A 24,030-nucleotide genomic window follows, 5' to 3' on the forward strand; every position below is an offset into this window, starting at 1 on the left:
TGTGCTGCCAAGAGTACGCGATGACGCACTCCTGGCAGCACAGCGCGGCGGTTCAGCCACTGAAGGAGCAGACCTTGGGGGCTCCTTTGAAGAAGAGGTGACCCAGGATCGAGTTGCCGAGAAACTGCGTACGCATCGTGACGCCCGAGGGATGCTCCAGATCGGCGGAGTCGAAGTCGCGGTTGGCGCCGGAGACCATGCCGTTCCGATTCTCCCGCTTGCTGATCCGCCATCCGTGGTCGGCGAGGTAGTCGAGGATCTCGACATATCCGGCGGCTCCCGCCTCGCTCACCTCATCGTAAGCAACCTCCTCGGTCGCCTCCCACACGAACCAGGCACCAACCTGGACCAGATGGTGGTCCGACTCGTCGACGCGGCACTCGTCCACCGCGGCATCCTGCGGCCAGCGGAGCCCGTCAGGCGTCGGGATGGAGTTGACCTGTTCGAGGTGGGGTTCGAGCTTGTCACGCCAGACCTCGAGCGCCTTCTGGTCCGTGACGACCGCGCCCTCCGCTTGTCTGCTCTCATCCACGCTCGCCCGGATGACAAGCCCTGCGAGCAGTAGGAGGGTGCAGAGGATCGCGATGCCGATCCCCACTTCCACGAGCACGCCGCGCGCCGCCACCGCGCGAAGAAGGCGCATCTAGCGGGCCAGGCCGCGCATCAGGGTGGCGACGACGTCCTCCAGCATTCGCTGGGACTGCTCGGGCGTCACGAAACCGGAGCCGACGAAGGTGGCCAGGCCCTGGATCGCGGCCAGGACGGTGACGCCGATGACCTCGGGGTCACCGTCGACGACCTCGCCACGGGCCTGGCCCTCGGTGAGCAGGGCGGTGGGGTGGGCGAAGGCGGCGGCGACGGCCTCGGCGATCTCGGCGCCGGAGGTCTCGCTGTGCTTGCGTGCGAACATCACCGAGAGCAGTGCCGGGTTGTCGGTGGCGAACTCCAGGTAGGCCGAGGCGAAGGTCACCAGGTCATCGGTCAGCGAGCCGCGGGTGGCCAACGCGGTGTCCATCACCTCGCCCAGCCGCCGGAATCCGGCGACCGCGAGCGCGTCGAAGAGCGCGTTCTTGTCGCGGAAGTGGGCGCTCGGCGCAGCATGGCTCACGCCCAGATCGCGGGCGATGCCGCGCAGCGAGAGCGCGTCGGTGCCCGACTCGCGCAGCACCTCCTCCGCACGGCGGAGCACCGCGGCGCGCAGGTCGCCGTGGTGGTAGCGGGTCATCGTCTCGGTCATCAGGCACACCTTATCGAGATTTGACCGATATTGGCATTGTCAAGATTCTTGGCACCGCCTAGATTGGAGTCATGACCGAACAGAAGTGGACTTCCGAATGGCTGCCGTCCTTCGACGGCCGCACCATCATCGTCACCGGCGCGACCAGCGGCCTGGGCCGCGTCGTCGCCACCCAGCTGGGCGCGAAGGGCGCCCGCGTCGTCCTGGCCGTACGCAACGTCGCCGCCGGCGAGGAGGTGGCCGCGACGATCGGCGGCAGGGCCGAGGTGCGGGCGCTCGACCTGGCCGACCTCAGCTCGGTGCGGCACTTCGCCGAGGAGTGGGAGGGTGAGATCGACGTACTCATCAACAACGCCGGGATCATGATGGTGCCCAAGCGCCTCACGACCGACGGCTACGAGAGCCAGTTCGCCACCAACCACCTGGGACACTTCGCGCTCACCAACCTGCTGCTCCCCCACATCACCGACCGCGTCGTGACCGTCGCCTCCTCGGCCCACCGCTGGGGCGGCTTCGACCTCGACGACCTCAACTGGGAGCGGCGCGACTACCGGACGGAGCGGGCTTACGGGCAGTCGAAGATCTCCAACCTGCTCTTCACCCTCGAGCTCCAGCGGCGCCTGGAGGGCACCGGGCTCCGCGCGTACGCCGCCCACCCGGGCTACGCCGCGACCAACCTGCAGGGCCACACCGGCAACCTGGTCAAGCACGCTCTCATGGCGATCGGCAACCGGGTCGTCGCGCAGTCCGCGGAGGCGGGCGCCCTCCCGACCCTGTACGCAGCCAGCCAGGACCTGCCGTCGGGAAGCTACGTCGGACCGGACGGGCTCGGCGAGTACCGCGGCAGCCCGACGCTCGTCGGCCGCACCGCGGTCGCCTCCGACCCCGAGCTCGCCCGCAAGCTGTGGACCGAGTCCGAGAGCCTGACCGGAGTCTCCTGGCCACTGTGAGTCGGTAGGTTTCTCGGTATGAAGCATCACCGCGGACGGCATGTCGACATCGAGTCGGTGGAGGAGCTCGACGGGCATCTGGCGGCGGGGGCGGGGAGCCTCAAGGGATGGCGGCTGCGGTCGCTGGACCTGAGCTCGCGTTCGGAGACCCTGCGGGAGACCGAGCTGGCCGGCGCCACCTTCCTCGGGTGCACCTTCGCACCCGGGGACGGCGACTACGCCGAGGACGAGGGCGCGCTGGTGATGCCGGTGATCCCCGAGACACCCGTCGACGTCTACCGGTCCCGGCTCTACACCGCCGAGGACCTCTACGACGACCCGGTCTATGCGCGGAGCCTGGATGCGAGGGCGTACGCCTGGCTGCAGCAGCCGCTCGACGCCGACGACGAGCTCGCGATCACCCTCCACGACCACGCGATCGACGCCGCGCTCGAGGCATGGGTGCGGGCGCGACGCGACGAGGGGACGCGGATCGTCGGGATGATGGGCGGGCACGCGCTGCGGCGCGGCGAGGAGGGCTACGCGACCGCCGCCCGCCTCGCCCAGCACCTGGCGAACCGCCATGTCGTCGCCACCGGCGGCGGCCCGGGAGCCATGGAGGCCGCCAACCTGGGCGCCTTCCTCGCGGGTGCGCCGAAGACGGCGCTCGACGACGCGCTCGCGGCGCTGGCCACGGTGCCGTCGTTCCGGCCCTCGATCCGGTCTTGGGCGCAGGTGGCTCTGGACGTACGAAACCAGTTCGACGGCAAGCCCGGAAGGTCGCTGGGGATCCCGACCTGGCACTACGGGCACGAGCCGCCCAACGTGTTCGCCGGGGCGATCGCGAAGTACTTCCGCAACGCCACCCGCGAGGCGGTGCTGCTGGAGGTCTGCGACGGCGGGATCGTCTTCCTCCCCGGTGCCGGCGGCACCGTGCAGGAGGTCTTCCAGGACGCCTGCGAGAACTACTACGCCGACGCGAGCGCGGTCGCGCCGATGGTGCTGGTCGGGCGCAGCTACTGGACCGAGGAGCTGCCGGTCTGGCCGCTCCTGCAGGCCCTGGCCCGTGGCCGCGCGATGGAGGGCCACGTCCACCTCGTCGACACCGACGAGGAGGTCCTCGACGTCATCGCAGTCGGCGCGCCCGGATGACGTCGCGGTAGTGGTCGACCAGGGCGGCGTTCACCGCGCCCCAGGACTTGTGCGCGACGCTCTTGCGGGCCGCGCGCCCCATCCGCAGCCGCAGCTGCGGGTCGTTGTGGAGCAGCGCGACGTGAGAGGCGAGGTCGTCGCGGCTGCCGGGCTCGTAGAAGAACCCGGTGACACCGTCGGCGACCAGGTCCAGCGGCCCGCCCGAGCGTGGCGCGACGACCGGGACCCCGGAGGCGAGAGCCTCCTGGACCGCCTGGCAGAACGTCTCGTGAGAGCCGGTGTGCGCGAACACGTCGAGAGAGGCGTACGCAGCCCCGAGCTCCTCCCCCTGCAGCACGCCCATGAAGGTCGCGTTCGGGAGCAGGTGCCGCAGTTCGCGCTCCTGCGGGCCGCCACCGACGAGCACGACCTTGTACGCCGGGTTGTGCGCGAGCGGAGCCAGCAGGTGCAGCTCCTTCTCCTGGGCGAGGCGGCCGACGTACCCGACGATGGTCTCCCCGTTGGGCGCGAGCTGGGCGCGCAGGTCGTGGTCGATGCGGCTCGGGTGGAACAGCTCGACGTCGACGCCTCGCGGCCACAGCCCGGTGCGCTGTACGCCGAGACCCTCGAGCTGGGTGAGGGCCGACGAGCTCGGCGCCAGGGTGCGGTCGGCGGCCGAGTGCGCCTGACGGGTGAGCATCGCCGCGGCCTGCGGGCCGCCGACTGCCTTGTACTTGTCCCAGAAGCCGACCAGGTCGGTCTGGTAGATCGCCACGCTCGGGATCCCGAGCTCCTTGGCCACCAGCACCGCCTGCCGCCCGAGCAGCGCGGGTGAGGCGACGTGGATGACATCGGGGCTGAACCGGCGCATCACCGCGCGCAGCTTGCGCCGCGTCTCCAGGCCGACGCGGAAGTCCTTGTAGACCCAGAACGTCGCACCACGGGTGCGGGTCACCGGGAACCCGGCGTACTCGGTGGGCCCGGTGGGGGCCACGACCTCGACGGTGTGGCCGTCGACCGCAAGATGCTCCAGCACGCGGCGTACGGAGTTGGTCACGCCGTTGACCTGGGGCAGAAACGACTCCGTGACGATGAGGACGCGGAGCGGCTCTGAGTTGGCGGCGACCAGCGGGACCCGATCGAGGCTGATGCTCATGTTCCTGATCGTGAGCGCCGTCCGGCAACGTGACCCCCGACTTGGTTGACGGGTCGGTGAACCTCCCGTGGCCAGAACTCCGTACCGGGCGACAGCTGGTCCGGGCGGTGTCATCAGCGGAAACGTGGCGTGACTCTCAGAAATTTCGGGCTTGCCGCCCGCCCGCTCACTTTGCCACGATCGCGGCATGACCACCGATGAGGAGCACATCCGGCCCGAAGGCGTCGACGACCTCACCGTCGAGGCGCTCGGCTCCATCAGCGAGGCACTCGAAGCGATCGAGATCGCCCGCGGTCATCTGTACGCAATGCATCGCATCACCGGCACGGCCGACCTCACCCTCGGCAAGGGTGTCCAGCAGCTGCGCGAGGCCGGCCACACCGACCTGGCGGACAGGTTCGAGCGGGAGCTCGTCGGACGCAACGTGCTCTATGGCAGGTGGACGTTCCAGATCGTCGAGGAGTACGACGACGGCTACTACGCCACTTTCAAGCGGCTCGAGAAGGAGGCTCGCGACACTCTCGTCGAGGGCAAGCGGCACCTCTACGAGTCGGAGATGAAGGAAGTACGCCGCACCCAAGGCCGACACGGCCACGAGCAGCGGCCCGCGACAGGGGCTTGAGCCGGCCGATCGTACAGCCGCCTCGCGCTAGGACACCGACTGAGCGGCGAGCTGGCCGCAGGCCCCGTCGATCTCGCGGCCGCGGGTGTCGCGGACGGTGGTGGAGATGCCCTTGGCCTCGAGGCGGCGTACGAACTCGCGCTCGTCCTCCGGGTCGGAGGCGGTCCACTTGGAGCCGGGGGTCGGGTTCAGGGGGCACAACATTAGTTCAGGTGCACCCTCGCCGCCGCTGCCCTCTCGCCTCACGACGTCACCAACGGCGCCGGCCCTGAAACTTCCGCAACGATCACGTCCAGTGACTGCTAGAACAGTTGCATGAGCGAGGATCCCCAGCCTTCCCGGTTCATGCAGGTGAGCCCTGAGGCGATGCGAATCCTAGCTGTCGGAGAGTCGGATCGTTACGAGTTCAAGCGCGACATCGATGCAGTTACGCCGAAGTTGCTCGCGGCTCTGGCGAACTGGGTGTCGCTCGATCCGACGCGCGATGCCGCTCACCTCCTGGTCGGGGTCGCCGAAGTCGAAGACAAGTCCACTGGGCTCGTCTACGGCGTGCCCTTCGGGCTGCCGAAGGGACTCGACAGGGCCGTCGCGCGTATCCAGGACATGGCGAGCAAGACCCGGCCGATCCCAGTCGACGTCCACATCGTCGAGGAGGGCGTCGAAGAACCCAAACCATTCCTTCGCATCGAGATCCGTCCGACCATGGCGCCGCACTTCGACGACGAAGGGCGGCGCCAAACGAGGCAAGGTCGGTCGACGCGTGCACTTACCGATGACGAGCTACTCGGCATCTACCTTGATCGGGAGGCGGGAAGTTTCGCGACGCGTTTCCGACAAACCACGACGGAGTTGCAGTCGGCGGTCGGCTCGGTCGGTAGCCAGATCGATCAGATCGCCGATGCCATTGAGAAGAACATCGCCGATCCGATCGCACGAATGACTGCGACCACGGTCGAAGCCACGGATGCCGCTCACTATGCGGCTTCCTCCGCCGACTCGGCCGCGACCGCAGCAGACTGGGCGTCATACGAGGTCCAGGATGTCCAGCGCCTGGTCAAGGATCTCCACGACGTGGTCGAGCAGATCCACGACGAGGAACCTCAGAGCCTCGCTTCCCGCGTTATCCGATCGCGCCGGCAGGTTTGGTGGGCATTCACCGTGGATACCTTCGACCACACCTCCCCGCGCGCGACGCGCATCGCAGAGCAACTGCGCGATCTCCTTCAGGGCGACGTCGCCATCGACGCAGCTCGCAACGCATGGGAGCTTTGCCTCTGGGAGGATTACCTCGATAGCCGCAAAGCCAGAAACAAGGGCCGTGGAACGCAAAAGTGGTGGGACGGCGTGGTGAAGGAAGTGCGTGAACTGTTGGAGAGCCCGACGTATCGGCCACCAACCTTGCCTGACCTCCGGACAGCGCTCCAGACCAACATCGATCAAGAGGTCGACGATCCCGAAAGTGTGACGAACCAGTTCCGGGCTCTCATTCAATGATGGCTAAATCCCATGCGCCGCACGGGAATCGTAAGGGGCGACTTGACGATAGCCTTCGCAGCCTGGGCCGAAATGGTTGCTACAGCACCCGCCTACGGGGCGTTCCTGTGGTCGCGCTGGGGACACTCGAAGCCTCGTACTTGTCGATGATTTTCTCGAGGCGCTCGATAGCCCGCTCCCATTTGGTCTGGCGGGCGTACGCCAGCACCAGATCACGGTCGTACGCGTCGGCCGCCTGGAGGTCGTCGAGGTAACCGCGGACGACTCGATCGGAGATGTTGTCTGTCCAGCCCTTGTAGCCCTCGTGAACGATGCCCTCCAGTGCCCTCCGGGCATTGGCATCGAGCTGGGCGGTCATCACTTCATCGGTCACGACGTTGTACGCACCCGCGACCTTCGCCCAAGCCTCCATCTCTCCGGGGATCCACTCGACCAGCACGATGGTGCAGTTCTCGACGTGCTGGAGCTGCTCCATCGTCTTAAACCGCGGGCACCAGGCAAGCACGACACCGCCATCACGGATGCGACCACTCCGCTCGGTGACGATGGTCAGCTTGGCGAGTTCGGCATGGTGGCTCGCACCACTCTTCAGGGGCGAAAGCACCGTGAGCGGAACCCCGTGCGCTCGGGCGACAGCCAGGCCGAGCTTCTTGCCAAGTGCCAAGGTGTCCTTGACCTCGCCACGTGGCACGTAGGTATAGCGGTGCTCGAGCACCTTGGCGAGAAGATCTGACACGCTCTGGATCCCTTCTTGAAAGTACCCCCAGATCTGAGGGTAGAGGGCACCACCGACAATTTGCTGCGCCAGAACCGGCACACGTGCTCGGCGCCGAGCGGGCGGCGTCAGATTGATAGAGCACAACCTGAATTCAGATGTACCTTAAACCCATGGCGAAAGTTGCGGTCGGATACTGCCGAATTAGCGAGGACCCCGAGGGGCAGGCAATTGGCGTCGGTCGACAGCGGCAGGACAACGCAACCCTTGCCAAGCGCGAGGGCTTCGAGCTGGTCCAGTCGTACGAAGACAACGACATTGGCGCGTCGACTCTTAGCAAGAAGAAGCGACCCGCCTTCGAAGAGATGATGGAGCGTGCCTGGAAGGGTGAGTTTGACGCGATCATCGCGTACTCCAACTCACGGCTGACCCGGCGGCCGTTGGAGCTCGAGAACTTCATCAATCTCTTCAACCACCGCATCCGCATGGAGCGGCCGCTGCGCATCATCACGATGGTGTCGGGTGAGGACGACCTCGCGACGGCGGATGGCCGAATGGTCGCGCGCTTCAAGGCCGCCGCCGATGCAGGCGAGGCAGAGCGCACCGCCGAGCGAATCGCCCGGGCCCGAAAGGCGAAGCGCGACAAGGGCGAGGCGCACTCGGCATTTCGGCCGTTCGGCTGGCAAGAGGATCGAGCGACACTCGACCCCGAGGAAGCGCAGCACGCGCGCGACGCTGTCGCGATGCTCATCGAGGGCGCGTCCCTTCACGAGATCTGCCGCAACTTCAACGCTGCTGGTCTCCAGACCACCCGGGGCAACAGGTGGACCTACCAGACCGCGTTCACGTACTTCCACAACCCGCGGCTCGCGGGCTACGTCGGCCAGGCCGGCGACTTCTACCTGCACTCGCTCACCGGGGAGCCGGTGCGCGGGCAATGGGAGCCTCTCATCAGCCTGGACGTATTCGAGAGGCTTTGCGCGCGACTCGACCGCAATAAGGCGGCTGGCACCCAGGTGCGCGACCGAGACAACAAGGCGCTGCTGAGCGGCGTACTTCGATGCGGTATCTGCAACTCCCGCATGCACGCCGTCTCGGGCCGCGGAGGGAAGCTCCGCCCTGATGGTTCACGGACCAAGCGATACAACGCCGCTTATCGATGCGGACTGATGACGAGCAGCCTGGGAGCCGAAAACAGGCACTACATGGTCATCGATCGCGCGCAGACTGAGGAGACGGTCGTCGATCTTGCCCTGGGTTACATGTCGCAGATCAGCCTTGCAACCCAGCCAGCACTGGCCGCATGGCCACGCGAGGCCGAACTGAAAGCCAAGGACGAACGCGCCAAAGCGCTGCTCGCCGCGTTCGAGCGCGGGCAGATGTCCGAAGCCCGAGTCTTCCCCGTGGTCGAGCGCCTCGACGCCGAGATCGCCGTCTTGAAGCGGGAGCGCAGGCAGTGGCTCGCCGAGACCTCGGGGCCAAAGCCAGAGCAGATGTCGCGGGCCGAGTGGGACGCGCTACCTCCACACAAGCAGCGCGGGTACATCGAGCGCCTGTTTTCTGCCATCGTCGTCACGCGCTCTCAGGCAACTGGTCAACCTCGGTTCGACCCCGACCGGCTTCGTCCGGTGTGGCGCGAAGTGCACTGAGCGACGCGATCAGCGACCGCGAGGGAGCGGGCGCGGCGGCGAGCTGCTTGCGCACCCACTCCTCCCGGGCTGCGGCGGCGTCGTTGCTCATCTCGGCTCGACCTCTCATTGAACGGCGGTCTGGATTCAGGGGCTGGACCAGTGGGTGTTGCTCTATAGGGCGAGGGCGGGAATCAAACCCGGAAACCCGGAAACCCGGAGTTGTGGATCTGACCTGGGGAAACATCGCCGGGTTAGTGATCGTTCACCTTGGCTCCAAACCCGGAAACCCGGTGATTTGCCGGGTTTCCGGGTTTGCAACCGTTAACCCGGAGGGCAAACCCGGAAGTTAAATCCCCTGGTCAGAGGCGGTTTCCCGGGTTTCCGGGTTTGCCGGGTTTGGTTCTGAGGTCTCAGAGAAGTTTTGGTTCCTCGTCGGGCTCGCTGTCGGACTGGTTGGCGGGCTTCTTCTGGTCTCCTTCGCGCTCGATCCAGTAGGTGCGGGAGTTGGAGGCCGGGTCGATCTCGGAGCGCAGGACGATGTCTCCGCGCCACCTGCCGATCTGTCCGGAGAGTCGCTTTCCGAGGGCTTTGACCGAGAGCGGTCGTCCGGTGCTGGTGGTGGGGAATGTGCCGTCCCAGGGATCCGGTCCTACATCTGGTTCAGCGCTTCTCCGGAGCATGGTCGCGCCGACAGGCTGAGGCGTCGGGCCCTCACCTGGTACGTGCACCTTGGGCACGACGTTTTCCCACTGGAGCAGGAAAGCGCGCCATTCGGCGTGGTCGTCGTCGAGGTCGCGGGATTCCTCGGCGTTGGCCAGGAATCCGGGCACGCCGTGGTGGGCGAGGAATCCGCCGAGGTGTTGGGCCCACTTGGTGAACTGCCGCATGGCGGGCACGTCGTAGGAGGGTTTCGCGCCCGCGTGGGTCCAGTCGAGGATCAGGATGAGCAGATGGCGCAGCACGGTAGCCTGATTGGCGGGGTCGAGGATCCAGGAGTCGAGGTGCGGGATCCCGAACCCGGTGCGCGCCTCAGGGCGCGGGCAGTCGGGGTCCAGGCGCACCCACACGGCACGCGAGGCCATGTCGCCACCGGTGCGGAGGTTGTTGCCGGTGGCCAGCCAGAGACGGTCGTTCTCGGCGATGGTGGCGGAGTTGGTGCCCAGACGGCGGTCGGTCCAGGTGCGTTCGGTGACCAGGCGGGCGAGCACGGCGGAGTCGATCGTGCAGCCCTCGACCAGGTTGTCGAAGACGACGACTCCGGCCTGATCGCCCAGGACGGTAGTGATCGACTTGCGCAGCTCTTCCTCGGAGTCGGTCCAAGTCAACACCCGCTGCCCGACCAGCAGGCCGACACAGGAAGTGAGGATGGTCTTGCCGGATCCGGGCATGGTCGCGTCGACCACGCCGAACGGGCACAGGGCGCGGTTCATCGGCCGCAGGATCGGCGTCGCGAGCAGGGCTAGGTAGTTGGCTTTGTCGGCGGGCGTACGCCAGGGGAAGTCACGCAGGAACGTGTTCAGCAGAAACTCGCGCGACTCGGCGACCTGCTCAGGGGTGGGGGCCTCAGGGATCGGCCCGCACTGGATCCGGCCCGCGAGGTAGTAGCCGGTCGCGGGGTCGTAGCCGGGCTCTTGCAGCAGGGTCCCATCGGGGCGCAGGACCGGGGTGGAGATGACCTTGCGTAGCACCGGGAGCCCGGCCCAGGTCTGGCGGGCCAGGACCGCGCCGAGGACGGCGGCCGAGGGGGTGACTTCCTCGTCATAGGTCCCACTGCCACCGCGTTCCATGCGCGTGGCGTAGACCTCGACCTCTTCGGCCAGTAGCCGGGCCAGCAGCGGCGGCCGGAGCGTGGTCGGCCGGACGGGGAGGGTCACGTCCTCGTCTCCGGCGGCGACCTCGGCAGTCCCAGAGACACGTTCCAGGACGACCGGGGACCCTTCGTGGACGTAGGTCTCGGGCAGGCACCCGGCGTCGATCTCGCGGGCCAGCTCGCGGATGGTGTGCGGGTCGGAGCCGACCTTGATCCGGTGACTCCGGCCGCCCGCGACCGCCCGCAGCTTCGGGCCGGTGTGCTCGTTGGTGTGCCCCTGGTCGACGTCGTCGTGGTTGGCGGCGGTAGTCAAGGTGATCTCCTTCGTCTCGGGTGGCCTGAGAGGTGACGCGGCCGGACTCATGCGGCGCTCCGGGTGGCGGCGCGGCGGAAGCCGGACAGGATCGTGTTCTCGGCGTCGTGGGGCGTGTACGCGCCAGCGGCGATGTGCCCAGCGGCGGCGGACATGAGGCGATCGAGTGCGGCGTGCTCGGTGATCAGTCCGCGTGCGACCAACTTCCCGACCGTGGCGGCGGCGACGTAGAGCGCGGCGTTTCGGCCACCTTCGGTCGCGTCCTCGAGTCCCGCCACACCGTTCGTGATGTCGCCGTTAATCGCGATGTCGAAGACCCGGTTGACGTACGCATCCGGTTTGCGCAGTGAGTCACCAGACCCGATCGGGCGCAGCGGCTGGGCCGGGGTCCTAGGACCGCCCTGAGAGCGGTCCTGTGACGTGCTGGCGACGGGTCGGCGGTCGTGGGTGAGCAGGTCGACCAGGAACATCGGGAGCGGTGCGGCCGGGCGGTCGTTGGTGATCTCGTACGCGTTCGGGCCGATGCTGGTTGGCGGAGCTACGACGTAGCCACCGTGGGCGCGGGTGTCGATCAGCCAGCCGATCTTTCCGGCCGTGTTGCCGTACGCGGCATCGGCCGGCGCAGCGTAGTAGAGGTGGATTCCACCGGAAACGGTGCGCACGGTGTAGGTCGGGGCGATGGTGCCTCCGTGGACTCCGGCGAGGTGGTCGAGCACGTCCTCGCCCGTGGTGATCTCGAATGACTTCCACGGCTCGGGGATCTCGGTACGGGGCTTGTGGGTGTCGAGGTCGACCACGACCAGGCGCGAGGGGCCGCAGGCGATCCCGACTCCGTAGGTGGGGTTGCTGGACCATGCTCGGGTGATCCAGTCGGGGCGTGTGGTCGCGCGTTGTTCCCAGCCGGTGTGACCGGTGCGGCACCACGGGTCGGTGCCGTCGCAGTCAGTGGCGCGGTGGCCGGGGGTCGCGGGCCGCTTGGTGTCGGGCTGGAGGGGGAAGACATGCCAGCCACGGGCGGCGTAGGCGAGGGCGGTTGTCAGGGTGTCAGGCTGCGTCATCGATCTCTCCTGTCTCGGTGTCGTGCTGGTCGGGCGGGGTGTGGCGGTCGGGTCGGGCGAGGGCGAGCATGAAGCCCTGCAAGGTGGGTCGTGGATGCTCTGCGGCGTACTCGGCGAGTTCGGTTGGGTAGCCGAGGGATGCGGCCTCGGCTGCGAGGAACCAGGCGTGTGTGGCGTTGTAGAACTCGCTGGTGATCAGGTCGCGCCACCAGTGGCGACGGCGCTGCACATAGCGACGACGCGGACGGGGGCCAGGACGGTGGCTCATGAGGCTCCCGCAACCCTGTTGGTCCAGCGGTAGACGGTCCGATCGGAGACGGCCAGGAGTCCGGCCACCTCGGGCACGGGCAGCCCGGCCGCGCGCAGCTCGATCGCGGCGCAGGCGGAGTGGACCTGGTCGCCGTCGTCCTCACCCAACAGTTCATCGCAGATCGCGCACAGGCCGGTGCGGTCCCCGGTCTCGTCTTCCTCGTCGATGTCAGGGATGACAGTCAGCGTCGGGGCAGCACTGACATCCGGGGTGACATCCGGGCCGATAGTCGGAGTGGGAGAGGCGATCGCGTGAGGCTGGTTGTCATGGTCGGTGTCAGCCCCGATGTCAGGGGTGGTGTCAGGGGTGGTGGTCGACTGGTCACCGAGCAGCTCGCGGTAGGCGATCGCCCCGGCGGCGTGCTTCTCAGCGGAGGTCGTGAGGCGCTTGGCGGCCTTGTTCTCGGCGCGCTCGACGGTCACCTTGATCTCGGCCAGAGCGTGCGTGCGGGCAGCGAGGCGGGCGGACTCGCGGTAGCCGGTGATGGTCTCCATGTGGGCCTCGTGGCGGGCCTCGATCGTCGCCAGGGCGCGCTGGTCGCGGATCTCGGCGGTACGGGCCCGGATGGTCGCGGCGGTCTCCGGAGAAACGGTGACCTGGTCGCGGATCCCGTCAGCGACCAGCAGAAGGGCAGCCAGCGCCGGGATAGCCGACCAGGGGCCCATGTGCCCCACAGCGGCCAGCAGGACCGTAGAGACGGCCACAGCGACCGCCGTAGCGGCACCGAACCCGTAGGCGGCGGCACGCTGGCCGGACTTGTAGGCGGCGATCGTGGTGTGACCCAGGGCGGCCCACACGACGTCGGCAGCCAGGGCCACGGCAACCCCGACAGCCGGTGCGGCGCTACCTGCGGCGGGGATCATGGCGGCGACCTGTGGGGCGATGGTCGAGGCGACCTGCACGAACCCGACGAAGGTCATGCCGTAGCCGACGAGGGCGAGACCAGAGGGGCGGCCTGCCGGGCGGCCTGACTGGCGGACGGTTTCGGTGGTTGTGTGGCCGTGGGGGCGGCCTTCGGTGTAGTTGGCGTGGGTGTTCATGAGCATGAATTCCTGTTCTGACGAGGTGTTTTAGGCATGGGTCGGGTAGGGACTTGGGCCGATCGGGGCCCAGGGCGAGGGGCGCGGGCCTGTTACCAGCCGGGCTTGTTTGGCTTGGTGTCTCGACTCGGGAGGACGGTGGTGGTGGCCTCGGCGTGGATGCGGCGGGCGTGGTGGTAGAGCACGCGCCCGGCGCGGAGGTGGGATCCGACGCTCTTGCAGCGGCGGCAGGGCCGGAGCTTGGTGCGTCCGAACGTGGTGGTCGTGGTGCGGTGGCCGGTGCCGTCGCAGCGGCGGCAGCGGGTGAACGGGACCGCGGCGCAGATCGAGGCGTAGATCCCAGCAGCGGCCAGGGCGAGCACGACGGCGGCGGTAGCGAGCGTGAGCGGTGTCATCGGTTTGTCTCCTGGAAGGGTTCCCGGGGTGGCGGCTCGGAGGTCGCTACCCGCTACTTTCGAACGTGTGTGCAGGTCAGGGCGGGGTTTGGTGGTAGCGGGGTGGGTAGCGGCCTCGCTACCGGTAGGTGGTGCGCTACCTCCCGCGCTACCTCGGTGGCCGGGGCTAGCTCTCACCGCCCTTCTCGGCGTCACGCTCTGCACGCAGTGTGTTGAGGTCAGCGCGGCGGTAGCCCTTGCGAACCTCGCCGGTGATCTTGACGTTGACCGAGGCGAGTCCGGCGGTGCGTGCCATGTCCGAGAGCGCAGCCGCGGTCAGGTGCGGGTACCCCTCGGGCCAGGACTCGGCCAGGGCCTCGGCGGCGGTGTCCCAGTGCTGGCCGTTGGAGGCGGCGACCTTGCCCAGGTCGGCGAGCAGGTCCCGGGCCGGGGCGGTCTCGATCGGAGCGCCGACGACCTTCCCGCCACGCAGCGAGGTGGCGCGGGCAACCATGCCTGCCCAGACCTCGTCGTCGGGGAACTGGGAGCGGACCGCGACCGGGGCAGCACCGCCGGTCATGCAACCCCACCCGGCGTCGAACACGGGCCGGTAGACGGTGCCGGTCAGACCGCGCTTGTAGGCGCCGGTGCCCAGGATCATGTCGTTCTCGACCTGACCCGCGACCGAGAGACACCACCGGTTGGTGACACAGCGAGTGATGCCCGGCGGCAGGCTGGACTTGTCGGGGATCTGGGTCGCGAGGATCACCGAGACACCCAGGGCACGAAGGCGCTTGATCGCGCGTTCGATGTTCCCGGCCGCGTCAGCGGAGTACAGGAACAGCTCGTGCGCCTCATCGATCAGGACACACACCGGGTGGAGTCCCGACCCGGGCTTGGCGGCGAGTTCGGGCGTGACCTTGCCCTGCGGGGCCTCGCCCCGCTTACGAGCGGCCAGGATCCGGCGGCCGCGCTTCTCGGCCTCGGTGACCAGCCAGCGGCCCAGGGCAACACCCTGGTCCAGCGCCTCATCGTCCACGCCACACACGTAGGTGGAGCAGAGGTCTTCGAGGTCGAGGAAGTCGCCGGTGCCCTTGAACTCGCAGATCTTCAACTCACACGTCGGGTCGAGCATGGCGATCCCGACCAGCGCACGCGCCGCATACGACTTACCGGAACCCGGCTGGCCACCGAGAAGATAGGAGCGCTGGAACATGGTCGTCTCGACCGGGCGGCCACGCTCGTCGGTGCCGAACTCGGCCGACTCGAAGAACGAGGTCGAGACGGTGTCACCAGCCAGGGACCACATCGGCTGTCCGGTCTTCGAGGCCGGGTGGTAGCCGACCCACAGGTCGAGCTGGCCCGGGTGGTCGGGGCCGGCGGCGGGCCAGACCTGATCGACCGGGAGCCGCAGCGCAGCCGCGAGCGCGTCGCGCTTCTCCAGGACCTTGACCGCGGTGACTCCTTCGGGGAGGTTGAGGCGGGCGAGCCAGCCGGGGCCGTCACGGTGGATGCCGGGGTGGCAGAACTCGACCTGTTCCGGGGCCGTGATCCCGCGTACGGCGAGGGCGACCAGGGCGTTGCGGACCAGGTCGCCGGTCAGCTTGGTGAACTTCCGGCCAGAGGCGACACCACCCAGGATGGGCTTGTCGGCCGGGCGACCCAGGCGAGCAAACAGCAGCACCAGGCCCACCACGGCGGCCCACAGAACCGGGCCGGTCAGCAGACCGGTGGCAACCAGGATCGTGGCCAGGATGGCCAGCGTGACCGAGGCGATCGAGAGCGCCCACATCCGGCCGCGTGCCTCCCGGGCACGGACCTTGTTCAGGGCCTGCCAGGTGTAGGCGTCGTTGGCGGCGGCGGCCTTCTGCCGCAGCTCGTAGTTGCCGTCCTCAGCACGTACCCACCGCGTCACGCGACCGGTGACACGTCCCGCGCCGACCAGCGAGTAACCAAGAGTCTTGGTGGCGTAGAGCGGCGTTCGCACGGCATGGAACGCGGTGTAGTAGCGAGCCGTCGACACTGCCTGAACCACAGCAGCCTTGCGGGCCTGGGACGAGCGCAGCCACGGCGGGATCACCGGGGCACGATCGCCAGTGGCGCGGTCGCGTGCGGCCCAGGTCAGCGATGACGGCAGGTCGTCCGGCTCGCCGGTCTCGGCCGACTCGTCGTCTTCGGTCGTGGCTGGGGTCGTGTGGTCGAGGTGATCGATGACGGCGACGACGGTCCCGTCGACCACGTCGACACGTTCCGCGTCGGTGCCCCGGTCGAACGGGATCACCTCGCCGAACTCGCCGGTGTCTTCGGGCCGGTCGGCCTGGTCGGCGGCGAGGCCGATGTCGTTGCTCTGATACTCAGTCATTCGCTCGTTCCTTCCTAGGTCTCATCTGGCCTGGTTCAGCAGGTGGGTCAGGCGGTGATGCACGATCGCGAGCAGCCGGTGTTTCGGCATCGATGGCTCGCTCTGTTCGGCGTCCAGCAGGGCCACGACGGCGGCCAGTCCCTGGATCAGCAGTCCGAGGCGTTCCTGCATCAGGTACAGCTCGCGGCGCAGCTGCGCGCACGCTCCACAGGGCGCATCGCTCATGTGGTCCTCTCGGGCCACGGATAGTGCGCACCGGCTGCGTGCGCAGTCGCAGCGATCACCAGCCGCAATGCGGTCCGGTCAAGGCCGGGCAGCACGTCGTTGAGGCAGACCGTGTGGTCGTAGTCGGCCAGGGAGAGCGCGATGTTGAGCAGGCGACGCTCACCCCCGGACAGATAGCCTCCGTCCGCGCTGTCGGCGTCGATCCACGCGGCACCGGGCTCGACCCGGATCCACGAACCATTCAGCAAGCGACCGCCCCAGGCACGGACCAGCAACTCGACAGCAGCCTCGACAGGAAGGGAGCCCTTCGCCCAGCGACGCAGACCGGCGGCGATCTCGGGCTTGCTCGTCGGAATCTTCGCGAGGTCGCTCATGCTGCGGCCTCCGAAACGGTCCACACGCGCTCGGTGGTCGACATCTTCACGAACACCGTGGTCTCGTTACTGCCAGCCGGGACCCGGCCAGACCAGTCGTGACGAACCAGCAGCCCGATCGCATCAGCCACGTAGGCCCGGGCATCCTCGGTCAGGTAGAGCGCATCGGCGATCAGCTGCGCCGCGACAAGCCCGGCAGGCTCGATCTCCAGCAGCACAGCAGACCGACGCTCCGGGGCCCCATGAGCGAGGCGAACGTCCGTAGTCGCGCTCACCTTGAAGCCGTGCACGTCCACGTTCGGGACGCACTCGAGAATGTTCGCGGCCCAGGTCAGATCCCACGACTTCGCGGTACTCATCGCGCACCGCCAACAGCGCCGGTGATCGTCTGAATCGCAGACGCCGAAGCAGTCTCCAAACCAGACAGGATCGGGCCACCGATCGAGGTCGAGGCCAGCGACAGACCCAGCAGCATGCCCAACAGGACGACACCAGGGGTGGCCGGTCCCCACTTGACCGCGACGAAAGCCACGATCGCGAAGATGATGAACAAAGGTGCGGTAACCATGATTGGTTCCTCCGAGAAATCAAGCGACAGCCGCGACAGCGGCCGATTCGGTAGTCGTGCCGAGCGGGGCGAGCCGGACAACCACCGGCCCGTCGTGGTTGAGCTGCTGAACGAGTGCAGACAGCACCCCATGCAGGGCGCGACGGCGGGCGCGCTCAGCGAGTGCATCGCCAGGGCCGGAAGCGGCCATACGGCACTCCGCTTCCACCAGAGCGAGGTCTGCCGCGATCAGCGGCCACTCCCCCTCGATGGCGGCGAGTTCGACATTTGTCGGTTCGTCGTGCAGTGGCATTAGGTCCCCTTGGATCTGTGTCGGTATCGGGCCTCTTGGGCCGGTAGACCCATTCAGCCGCAGAACACCGGGACGCCTTCACCACACGAAAGGGACATATGGGGACATTTGACGGTGTACCATGGTGTCCATGACCAACCACCGCATCCGCTCCGCTCTCTCCGCCCGAGGCATGACCGGCTCGCAGCTCGCAGGCGCCGTTGGCGTCGACCCGAAGAGCGTTGAGCGCTGGATGACACAGGGCCGTGTTCCCCATCGAGGCACTCGAGCACGCGTGGCGGAGGCTCTCGGTTACGACGAGACCTACCTGTGGCCACAGCTCCTGTTGGAGTCGCGCTCGTCGTCCGCTGCGCAATCAGAACTGGTGCAGCTCTGGCCGACGCGCGAGAGCGTCCCAGGTGACGTCTGGCGCTCCCTGCTGTCACGCGCGAAGCACCGCATTGACTTTCTCGCCTACTCCGGGGGCTTCCTCGTCGAGGCGTTCGGCCTTGTCGCCGAACTAGAGCGGCTCAGCGAGACCGGCGGCACCGGACGTGTGCTCGTAGGCGATCCCGCGAGCGACGCAGTGCGCCGCCGTGGTGAGGCGGAGGGACTTCCTACACTCCCCGCCCGCGCCGCCTCAACCCTCGACTATCTCTCGCCCGTGCGGACTCTCGACGGGATCGAGATCCGGACGCATGATGCACCGCTCTACGTCTCGATCTACCGATTCGATGACGAGATCCTGGTCAATACCCACACGCACGGCGCGATGGCGAAGGACTCCCCCGTCTTCCACTATCAGCGGACCCGCGAAGGCCACATGTTCGCCTACTACGCGTCAGCGTTCGACCGCGTGTGGGCAGAAGGCTCCCCCGCCTGAGGCCGTAGCGTTAGCCACATGGGCCGACGAATCGACTGGTACGACGATCCGAACGCACCGGAGGTCAACAGCGTCAAGCCGAGCGCGGGTGCGTTCGTTCAGGACGACCGAGGGCACGTGCTGTTGATCCGACGCGACGACAACGGCAACTGGTCAATGCCCGGGGGCGCGATGGACCCGGGCGAATCACTCAGTGAATGTGCGGTCCGGGAGACCGTCGAGGAGACCGGTGTGATGATCCATGTGACCGGCCTCGTCGGCATCTGGACCGATCCGCTTCACCGCATCGAGTACACGTCAGACGGCGAGGTCCGCCAGGAGTTCACCGTGATCTACGCGGGTCGATGGGCAGCGGGCGACCCAAGAACAAGCAAAGAGAGCCTGAGCGTCGAATGGGTATCACCCCATCAGATACCGGATCTCCAGATGGACCGAAGCCAGCGTATGCGTCTCGACTTCGCCCTCAACGAGGAGTGGCCACACATCGACAAGGTTCGCGTTGATGTCACGCCGGACGAGGAACTCCCGCAAGCCGATCCTGCACCCGTGATACCGATCCGAGGATCTCAGGACGAGCCTTCCGAATAAACCGCGTCACGAGGTGATCAGGTCCATATCGGACCTCGATCTCATCCAGCCGATCTGAGGCTGCGACAGGGTCACCGGCTGGGCCATTCGTCATGTCGCAAAAGCAGATCGCATCCTCGTAGTCGGCCGGCGGCCGCTCGAAGTCGTTGAGGGCATCACTCAGATCGCGCTCAGCCGCCTCCAGGAGCGCACAGGAGTGGTGGGCAACCATCGAGACGATCAGCGGATCCCAACCCTGGCGAGCCAAGTACCGCGCTCCGTCGATCGCGTGCATACCAGTGTCGATGAGCTCCGGTGCGTAACCGATGTCGTGAAGCCACGCGGCCGCCGGAAAGCTCAGCCTGTCTAAGGCAAGCGCATCAGCGACACCTTCGGCACATCGACCGACCGCCTGCAAATGCATCCACCGTCGCCCGAGTGGCTCGACAAGTCGTTGAGCTTCGGCCCTAGCCGCATCCAGATTCGTAGCCATCGCCGATCGACACTAGCGGGTGGCACGTAAGCAGCACAGCCCTGGCCAGCAGAACTGGCCAGACCGTGGCGCATCAGCGGCGCCGTCGAACACCTCGTCGAACTTGCTCCTCGATCTCAGCCCGTGCCTCTTCGCGTGCAAGCGAGCGCAACTGCGACTCAAGACCCGGCTTGCCGGATGGCGTCGGCATCCTGCGCGGCGGGTCACCCGTGATCACCGTTGCCCGCTGCTCAGCGATGTGATTGTCGCGCCATCGGATCTGTGGGTCGGGAAACTTCTCCCCCAATTTACGGTCGTACAGGATTCGGTATGTCTGATAGACGCCAAGGTATGGAATCTCCGAACGGCTCTCATCTGCGGTCTCGTCAAGTATTACCTTGACTCGCTTGGCAGGCCCGGGACCGTGGTTAGTGATCATAACGGTATCCCGCGTCAGCCATTCAGCCGTCAGATTCGCTCGCCCCCAGGAGCGCCATTGGTAGACGGCGACAGAGGCGCTAACGATCAACGAAGCCAACGCGACCCATGTGCTCGCGGAGATCGAGGCCACGATTACGCGCTCTTTCTGGCTCCGTCAGGTCGTCCTATCACGCGCCACCCGATCACGATGTTCCCTGCATCATGTTCAGGCGCGTCCAAGCCTCAGGATCCTGAACGACGCGAAGTAGTTCCACGTCATGACGCGCACCGAGCGTGCGCAACTCCGCCTCTACTTCCTCTTGCATCGGAGATCGCGCGAGGATCAGCCGGCTGACGAGGGCAGTCAGCGGCCGGCCGATCGCCTCGCGATAATTGAACCCGATCAATTGCATGATGCTAAGCATCTCCACAGAAAGGATCGACTTCATCGCCGTCATGGCATCGCGCATTTCCTTCTGCTCCTTCGTATCTGCGCTGCCGTCATCGGCAAGGCCAACGAGTTCCTCAATTACGGGGATGAGCTTGTCGGTGATGTACGTGATGTCGTCCTCTGAGATCCGCTGAGCAGTGACAGCCTCTTCGTAGCCTCTCGCGATGCTGATCAACTGGTTCCGCTCGTCGATTAGATCGTTGACGATCTCGATCAACTCCTGGATCTGATCTTCCTGTTGCTTTCCCTTACGTGAAGCTTGGATGCGGGTCGAGATCGACGCTGCACTGTTCTTCAAGGCGATCTGAGCGAGTTGACTCCCCAGCGCCATCAATTCAGGTTCCACAACTGGTCACCGTACGCCCGCGGCGACTCGGTATGCACCGTATTCGCGGCGACTCACCCAGATTTGGCCATGTTGATTGTGCTTGGATCAACTGGGCTCGGTCAGTACGGCGGCTCTTGGTGCGGTGACCTTCGGCGTTCTTCGACCGCCTCGGCAAGATCGCGGCGCGCTTGCTGTCGGCCAAACTCCTCGAGCTTCTGCAGGCGTATCCATGCGGCGGTGACGCCGTCTCTGTAGCCGCGCTGCTCGGGCGATCCGGGCGCGAGACCGTCCTCGTAGCGCAGCAGGATGTCTCGGCTGACGCTGACAAGGTGCTTCTGACCGAGGTCGTACGCGTCTCGGTAAGCCCTGGTCGCCTCACTATGCGGTGCGTACGGGGTCGGTGGGTACTCGCGCTCACGGCGCGGGGGCTGCTGCGGGTATGGCAAAGGGGTCGGCTCCAAACTGGTTGGCTCGACCCCTTAGGCCGCCTACTCTACGCCGCGCAACCTCGGACGCACTGGTTGGCCCCCAGAGTGATCAGCGTTTGGCTCGCCGTTCCTTTGGCGGGTGAAGCTCGATCGGTGGCAGCTCGGTCGGTACATCGAGATCCAAGGCAACACCAGCAAGCATCGAACGGAGGGCCATCGCACCGTGGTCATAGACCAAAGGTGCAGCCCATGGCCCGAAACGTTCGAGGACTGTCTCACCGAAGGACGCCGGTGGATCCTCAGGTTCACCACGCAGCAGGAATGGCATCAACACGGTGACGGCTGCGAAGCCTTCATTGCTGTCAACCACTACATCGCCTGAGAAGGCCAGGTGCGGAGCCTCCTCACGGTACTGAACATGGAGACTCAGACTGACGTACTGCTCGCCCTCCTCCAGATCCGGGCCGTTCGTCCGCGGGGCAGGCGAGACAGTCGAGCGCGCAATGATGAGACCCTGCGGGAAGATGTCCGGCCAGTCTTCGTCAAACTCGTGCTCTACGACGCCCCCGGCGTCAGGTGCGTACGCGGGCATGTCGGAGCCTGCCCTTCTTGCGTGCCGGAAGCTCCACCTGATCTTCCCCCCATGCGAAGTCAGCGTGGGGGTAGTGATTGGAGTCGTCGCCATCCTCGGGCTGAAGCAGCTTGCGGCTCACATCCTGCAGGATCGCTGCTCGCGAGGATGGATCCCGTGCACTAACGACGGTGTGCTCAATGACAACTTCTAGTGCCATGGCGTAGCGCCGCAGAGTCGACTGCTTTAGATCTCGCGTGCCCGACTCGATCCGCGAGACCGTGGCTTGGTCGGTGTCCATGCGCTCCGCGACGTCGCCCTGACTCAGTTGGAGCGACCGTCGCCTGTTGACGAGCACGGCGAGCAGGTCGTCGTCTTCCTCGCGTATCCGACGAGCGAGTACAGCAAGCGGGTCGCTCGCATCGAGCCCCAGAAGCTCGTCCAAGTCGCTCATGCAGTGTCCCTCCTCGTTGGCTCTATGTCGTTAACGCCATAGTTCCCTCAAGGTTATTGTGCACCCTAACGGAAGCCCCTGTTCGCGAATCTCAACAGGAGGTCACTCGAATCGCGGGCGTGCTGATCCTGATCCTTGACGCCGATTGGCCCCGGCCTCTTCGCTAGCAGCCTGAGGGCTACCAGGTTGCTTGCCAGAGCCTTCGGCTCGCTGTAGTAGATCCGGACGTGCATGAGGCCGCCCGCGAAGCGCCAGTCGGGCAACTTGATTTCGAACACGTCGGGAGCGACGCTCATCCAAGCCCAGTGGTCCTTGTCCTGGGGGATCCGGCCCTCTTCGGCGAGGCGCATCCACGACCTGACCTCCTGTTTGAAGGTGGCCTTGGCATGCGCCGACGGGATCTTGCTCAAGAGCGCTTGGAGATCGGCGGTGAAGGGCTTCGAGCCATCCTCATCTGTCGCCAGTTCCCACTTAAATCCGCCCTTTTGGCCGCATGCTCGATCGCCTCGTGGCGTGTGGGTTGTCACCCGTCCGCGGCTCATGGTCCCCCGACCTGTCGTTCTCCTGGACGACAAGTCGTCTCCAGCAGATCAAGGTTACCGGAACGTGATGTTTCTCGCGCTCCTGTCACTCACCTCGTTCTCCGGAGTCTCCCGGAAATGCGTCCTGCCTTGGCTCCCTGCGCTCCGTGTCAGGAGTCGAGCTGGGCGGCCAACTGGCCACATGCAGCATCGATCTCCCGGCCGCGGGTGTCGCGGACGGTGGTGGAGATGCCCTTGGCCTCTAGACGGCGGACGAACTCGCGCTCATCCTCGATCGTGGAGGGCTGCCACTTGGTCGCACCTTTAGTCGGGTTGAGCGGGATCAGGTTGACGTGGACCCAGCCCCAGTCGCCGTAGGAGTTGAGGACGTCGGCGAGCATGTCGGCGCGCCAGCCCTGGTCGTTGATGCCGCGCATCATCGCGTACTCGATGGAGACCCGACGCTTGGTCACGCGGGCGTAGTTCCAGGCGGCGTCGACGGTCTCGGCGACCGAGAAGCGGGTGTTGATCGGGACGAGCTCGTTGCGCAGCTCGTCGTCGGGTGCGTGCAGCGAGAGGGCGAGGGTGACCGGGATGCCCTCCTCGGTGAGCTGCTTGATCCGGGGTACAAGGCCGACGGTGGAGACGGTCACATGGCGCGCCGAGAGACCCAGGCCCTCGGGCGCCGGCGAGGTGAGGCGGCGTACCGCGCCCATCAGCGCCTTGTAGTTGGCCATCGGCTCGCCCATGCCCATGAAGACCACGTTGGAGAGACGACCGGGGCCGCCGGGGATCTCGCCGCTGGCCATCTGCCGGGCCGCGACGACGACCTGGTGGACGATCTCGGCGGTCGACATGTTGCGCTCGAGACCGCCCTGGCCGGTGGCGCAGAACGGGCATGCCATGCCGCAGCCGGCCTGGGAGGAGATACAGACCGTGGCGCGGTCGGTGTAGCGCATCAGCACCGACTCGACGAGTGCGCCGTCGAAGAGCTTCCACAGCGTCTTGCGGGTGGTGCCCTTGTCGGCCTCCTGCTGACTGATCGGCGTCATCAGGTCGGGCAGGAAGGTGTCGACCAGCTCCTGGCGCTGGCCGGCGGGAAGGTCCGTCATCTTCTCAGGGTCGTCGACCAGCCGCTCGAAGTAGTGCACCGAGAGCTGCTTGGCCCGGAACCCCGGAAGCCCGGCCTCCTTCGCCGCGTCCTGACGGCCGGCCAGGTCGAGGTCGGCCAGGTGGCGCGGCGGCTTCCCGCGGCCCTTGGGCGGCGCCATCACCAGGGGCAGGCGGCGCCCCTCCATCGCGGCGGCCTCGGCCT

The 24,030-nt window shown here is 66.7% G+C and carries 30 protein-coding genes and 1 pseudogene; 7 read left to right on the top strand and 24 right to left on the bottom strand.

The features are described 5' to 3' along the window. Positions 1–52: 52 nt before the first annotated feature. Together ABZU72_RS06500 and ABZU72_RS06505 are read right to left on the bottom strand one after the other, a co-directional pair. Entirely contained in the window at positions 53–643 is a 591-nt protein-coding gene (locus tag ABZU72_RS06500) for a hypothetical protein (protein ID WP_355018043.1), read from the bottom strand. Then, positions 644–1,237, bottom strand: coding sequence for a TetR/AcrR family transcriptional regulator (locus ABZU72_RS06505; RefSeq protein ID WP_355018044.1), 594 nt, complete (start codon positions 1,235–1,237; stop codon positions 644–646). A gap of 71 nt (positions 1,238–1,308) precedes the next feature. On the opposite strand from ABZU72_RS06505, the gene ABZU72_RS06510 reads away from it, so the two are divergent. Continuing rightward, on the top strand, positions 1,309–2,187 hold the full coding sequence (locus ABZU72_RS06510; protein WP_355018045.1) for an oxidoreductase: 879 nt from the start codon (positions 1,309–1,311) through the stop codon (positions 2,185–2,187). Positions 2,188–2,205: 18 nt separating this feature from the next. Continuing rightward, the gene (locus tag ABZU72_RS06515) at positions 2,206–3,318 is read left to right on the top strand and encodes a Rossmann fold nucleotide-binding protein (RefSeq protein ID WP_355018046.1); all 1,113 of its coding nucleotides are present in this window, start codon (positions 2,206–2,208) and stop codon (positions 3,316–3,318) included. Here the strand turns inward: ABZU72_RS06515 and ABZU72_RS06520 are convergent. Then, positions 3,293–4,453, bottom strand: coding sequence for a glycosyltransferase family 1 protein (locus ABZU72_RS06520; RefSeq protein ID WP_355018047.1), 1,161 nt, complete (start codon positions 4,451–4,453; stop codon positions 3,293–3,295). The two genes, ABZU72_RS06515 and ABZU72_RS06520, sit on opposite strands and share 26 nt — an antisense overlap. A gap of 187 nt (positions 4,454–4,640) precedes the next feature. Here ABZU72_RS06520 and ABZU72_RS06525 point away from each other — a divergent pair, with 187 nt between their 5' ends. Beyond that, the gene (locus ABZU72_RS06525; RefSeq protein ID WP_355018048.1) at positions 4,641–5,075 is read left to right on the top strand and encodes a hypothetical protein; all 435 of its coding nucleotides are present in this window, start codon (positions 4,641–4,643) and stop codon (positions 5,073–5,075) included. A gap of 27 nt (positions 5,076–5,102) precedes the next feature. Here the strand turns inward: ABZU72_RS06525 and ABZU72_RS06530 are convergent. Then, positions 5,103–5,282: pseudogene (locus ABZU72_RS06530) on the bottom strand (23S rRNA (adenine(2503)-C(2))-methyltransferase RlmN); the annotation flags it as partial. A 108-nt stretch (positions 5,283–5,390) separates the two neighbouring features. Between ABZU72_RS06530 and ABZU72_RS06535 the strand changes: the two are divergent. After that, positions 5,391–6,569: an ATP-binding protein gene (locus ABZU72_RS06535; protein WP_355018049.1), complete on the top strand. Its 1,179-nt coding sequence runs from the start codon at positions 5,391–5,393 to the stop codon at positions 6,567–6,569. A gap of 79 nt (positions 6,570–6,648) precedes the next feature. Here the strand turns inward: ABZU72_RS06535 and ABZU72_RS06540 are convergent, their stop codons facing one another. Further along, the gene (locus ABZU72_RS06540) at positions 6,649–7,386 is read right to left on the bottom strand and encodes a hypothetical protein (RefSeq protein ID WP_355018050.1); all 738 of its coding nucleotides are present in this window, start codon (positions 7,384–7,386) and stop codon (positions 6,649–6,651) included. Positions 7,387–7,457: 71 nt separating this feature from the next. On the opposite strand from ABZU72_RS06540, the gene ABZU72_RS06545 reads away from it, so the two are divergent. After that, positions 7,458–8,933 (top strand): recombinase family protein, encoded by a 1,476-nt coding sequence (locus tag ABZU72_RS06545; RefSeq protein WP_355018051.1) that lies wholly within the window; start codon positions 7,458–7,460, stop codon positions 8,931–8,933. A 392-nt stretch (positions 8,934–9,325) separates the two neighbouring features. On the opposite strand, the gene ABZU72_RS06550 is transcribed toward ABZU72_RS06545, so the two are convergent. The 11 genes from ABZU72_RS06550 to ABZU72_RS06600 all read right to left on the bottom strand — a co-directional run bounded on the left by ABZU72_RS06550 (position 9,326) and on the right by ABZU72_RS06600 (position 17,641). Continuing rightward, positions 9,326–11,038, bottom strand: coding sequence for a hypothetical protein (locus ABZU72_RS06550; RefSeq protein WP_355018052.1), 1,713 nt, complete (start codon positions 11,036–11,038; stop codon positions 9,326–9,328). 47 nt (positions 11,039–11,085) lie between these two features. After that, positions 11,086–12,096, bottom strand: a complete 1,011-nt coding sequence (locus ABZU72_RS06555; RefSeq protein ID WP_355018053.1) for a bifunctional DNA primase/polymerase — start codon at positions 12,094–12,096, stop codon at positions 11,086–11,088. Then, on the bottom strand, positions 12,083–12,364 hold the full coding sequence (locus tag ABZU72_RS06560; protein WP_355018054.1) for a hypothetical protein: 282 nt from the start codon (positions 12,362–12,364) through the stop codon (positions 12,083–12,085). The genes ABZU72_RS06555 and ABZU72_RS06560 overlap by 14 nt, the downstream gene beginning before the upstream one ends. After that, entirely contained in the window at positions 12,361–13,446 is a 1,086-nt protein-coding gene (locus tag ABZU72_RS06565) for a helix-turn-helix domain-containing protein (RefSeq protein WP_355018055.1), read from the bottom strand. The genes ABZU72_RS06560 and ABZU72_RS06565 overlap by 4 nt, the downstream gene beginning before the upstream one ends. Before the next feature lie 92 nt (positions 13,447–13,538). After that, positions 13,539–13,841, bottom strand: a complete 303-nt coding sequence (locus tag ABZU72_RS06570; protein WP_355018056.1) for a hypothetical protein — start codon at positions 13,839–13,841, stop codon at positions 13,539–13,541. A gap of 166 nt (positions 13,842–14,007) precedes the next feature. Then, entirely contained in the window at positions 14,008–16,182 is a 2,175-nt protein-coding gene (locus ABZU72_RS06575; RefSeq protein ID WP_355018057.1) for a hypothetical protein, read from the bottom strand. 21 nt (positions 16,183–16,203) lie between these two features. Next, positions 16,204–16,407, bottom strand: coding sequence for a hypothetical protein (locus ABZU72_RS06580; RefSeq protein WP_355018058.1), 204 nt, complete (start codon positions 16,405–16,407; stop codon positions 16,204–16,206). Further along, on the bottom strand, positions 16,404–16,781 hold the full coding sequence (locus ABZU72_RS06585; protein ID WP_355018059.1) for a hypothetical protein: 378 nt from the start codon (positions 16,779–16,781) through the stop codon (positions 16,404–16,406). Before ABZU72_RS06585 ends, ABZU72_RS06580 begins: the two co-directional genes overlap by 4 nt. Continuing rightward, a complete protein-coding gene (locus ABZU72_RS06590; RefSeq protein ID WP_355018060.1) occupies positions 16,778–16,999 on the bottom strand; it encodes a hypothetical protein in 222 nt (73 codons plus the stop codon). Before ABZU72_RS06590 ends, ABZU72_RS06585 begins: the two co-directional genes overlap by 4 nt. 137 nt (positions 17,000–17,136) lie before the next feature. Next, positions 17,137–17,349, bottom strand: coding sequence for a hypothetical protein (locus tag ABZU72_RS06595; RefSeq protein ID WP_355018061.1), 213 nt, complete (start codon positions 17,347–17,349; stop codon positions 17,137–17,139). A gap of 19 nt (positions 17,350–17,368) precedes the next feature. Further along, the gene (locus tag ABZU72_RS06600; protein ID WP_355018062.1) at positions 17,369–17,641 is read right to left on the bottom strand and encodes a DUF6284 family protein; all 273 of its coding nucleotides are present in this window, start codon (positions 17,639–17,641) and stop codon (positions 17,369–17,371) included. A 130-nt stretch (positions 17,642–17,771) separates the two neighbouring features. Between ABZU72_RS06600 and ABZU72_RS06605 the strand changes: the two genes are divergently transcribed. Together ABZU72_RS06605 and ABZU72_RS06610 are read left to right on the top strand one after the other, a co-directional pair. After that, positions 17,772–18,503, top strand: a complete 732-nt coding sequence (locus tag ABZU72_RS06605) for an XRE family transcriptional regulator (RefSeq protein WP_355018063.1) — start codon at positions 17,772–17,774, stop codon at positions 18,501–18,503. 18 nt (positions 18,504–18,521) lie between these two features. Further along, a complete protein-coding gene (locus ABZU72_RS06610; RefSeq protein WP_355018064.1) occupies positions 18,522–19,091 on the top strand; it encodes an NUDIX domain-containing protein in 570 nt (189 codons plus the stop codon). Here ABZU72_RS06610 and ABZU72_RS06615 read toward each other — a convergent pair. From ABZU72_RS06615 to rlmN, 8 genes are all read right to left on the bottom strand, one after another. Further along, positions 19,009–19,563: an HDIG domain-containing metalloprotein gene (locus ABZU72_RS06615; protein WP_355018065.1), complete on the bottom strand. Its 555-nt coding sequence runs from the start codon at positions 19,561–19,563 to the stop codon at positions 19,009–19,011. The genes ABZU72_RS06610 and ABZU72_RS06615 overlap by 83 nt on opposite strands. 73 nt (positions 19,564–19,636) lie before the next feature. Then, a complete protein-coding gene (locus tag ABZU72_RS06620) occupies positions 19,637–20,113 on the bottom strand; it encodes a hypothetical protein (protein ID WP_355018066.1) in 477 nt (158 codons plus the stop codon). Positions 20,114–20,165: 52 nt separating this feature from the next. Continuing rightward, positions 20,166–20,759: a hypothetical protein gene (locus tag ABZU72_RS06625; protein WP_355018067.1), complete on the bottom strand. Its 594-nt coding sequence runs from the start codon at positions 20,757–20,759 to the stop codon at positions 20,166–20,168. Between the two features lie 101 nt (positions 20,760–20,860). Next, positions 20,861–21,187, bottom strand: coding sequence for a hypothetical protein (locus ABZU72_RS06630; protein WP_355018068.1), 327 nt, complete (start codon positions 21,185–21,187; stop codon positions 20,861–20,863). A 91-nt stretch (positions 21,188–21,278) separates the two neighbouring features. Next, positions 21,279–21,761 carry a hypothetical protein gene (locus ABZU72_RS06635; protein WP_355018069.1) on the bottom strand — a complete coding sequence of 161 codons (483 nt, stop codon included), beginning with the start codon at positions 21,759–21,761 and terminating at the stop codon, positions 21,279–21,281. Beyond that, complete coding sequence (locus ABZU72_RS06640) at positions 21,742–22,194, bottom strand: helix-turn-helix transcriptional regulator (RefSeq protein WP_355018070.1); 453 nt, start codon at positions 22,192–22,194, stop codon at positions 21,742–21,744. Before ABZU72_RS06640 ends, ABZU72_RS06635 begins: the two co-directional genes overlap by 20 nt. Positions 22,195–22,259: 65 nt before the next feature. Further along, a complete protein-coding gene (locus ABZU72_RS06645) occupies positions 22,260–22,604 on the bottom strand; it encodes a hypothetical protein (protein WP_355018071.1) in 345 nt (114 codons plus the stop codon). Between the two features lie 281 nt (positions 22,605–22,885). Then, positions 22,886–24,013 carry a 23S rRNA (adenine(2503)-C(2))-methyltransferase RlmN gene (gene rlmN / locus ABZU72_RS06650; RefSeq protein WP_355018094.1) on the bottom strand — a complete coding sequence of 376 codons (1,128 nt, stop codon included), beginning with the start codon at positions 24,011–24,013 and terminating at the stop codon, positions 22,886–22,888. Between the last annotated feature and the right edge of the window lie 17 nt (positions 24,014–24,030).

Source organism: Nocardioides sp. NPDC004968, from assembly GCF_040608935.1.
Taxonomy (GTDB): domain Bacteria; phylum Actinomycetota; class Actinomycetes; order Propionibacteriales; family Nocardioidaceae; genus Nocardioides.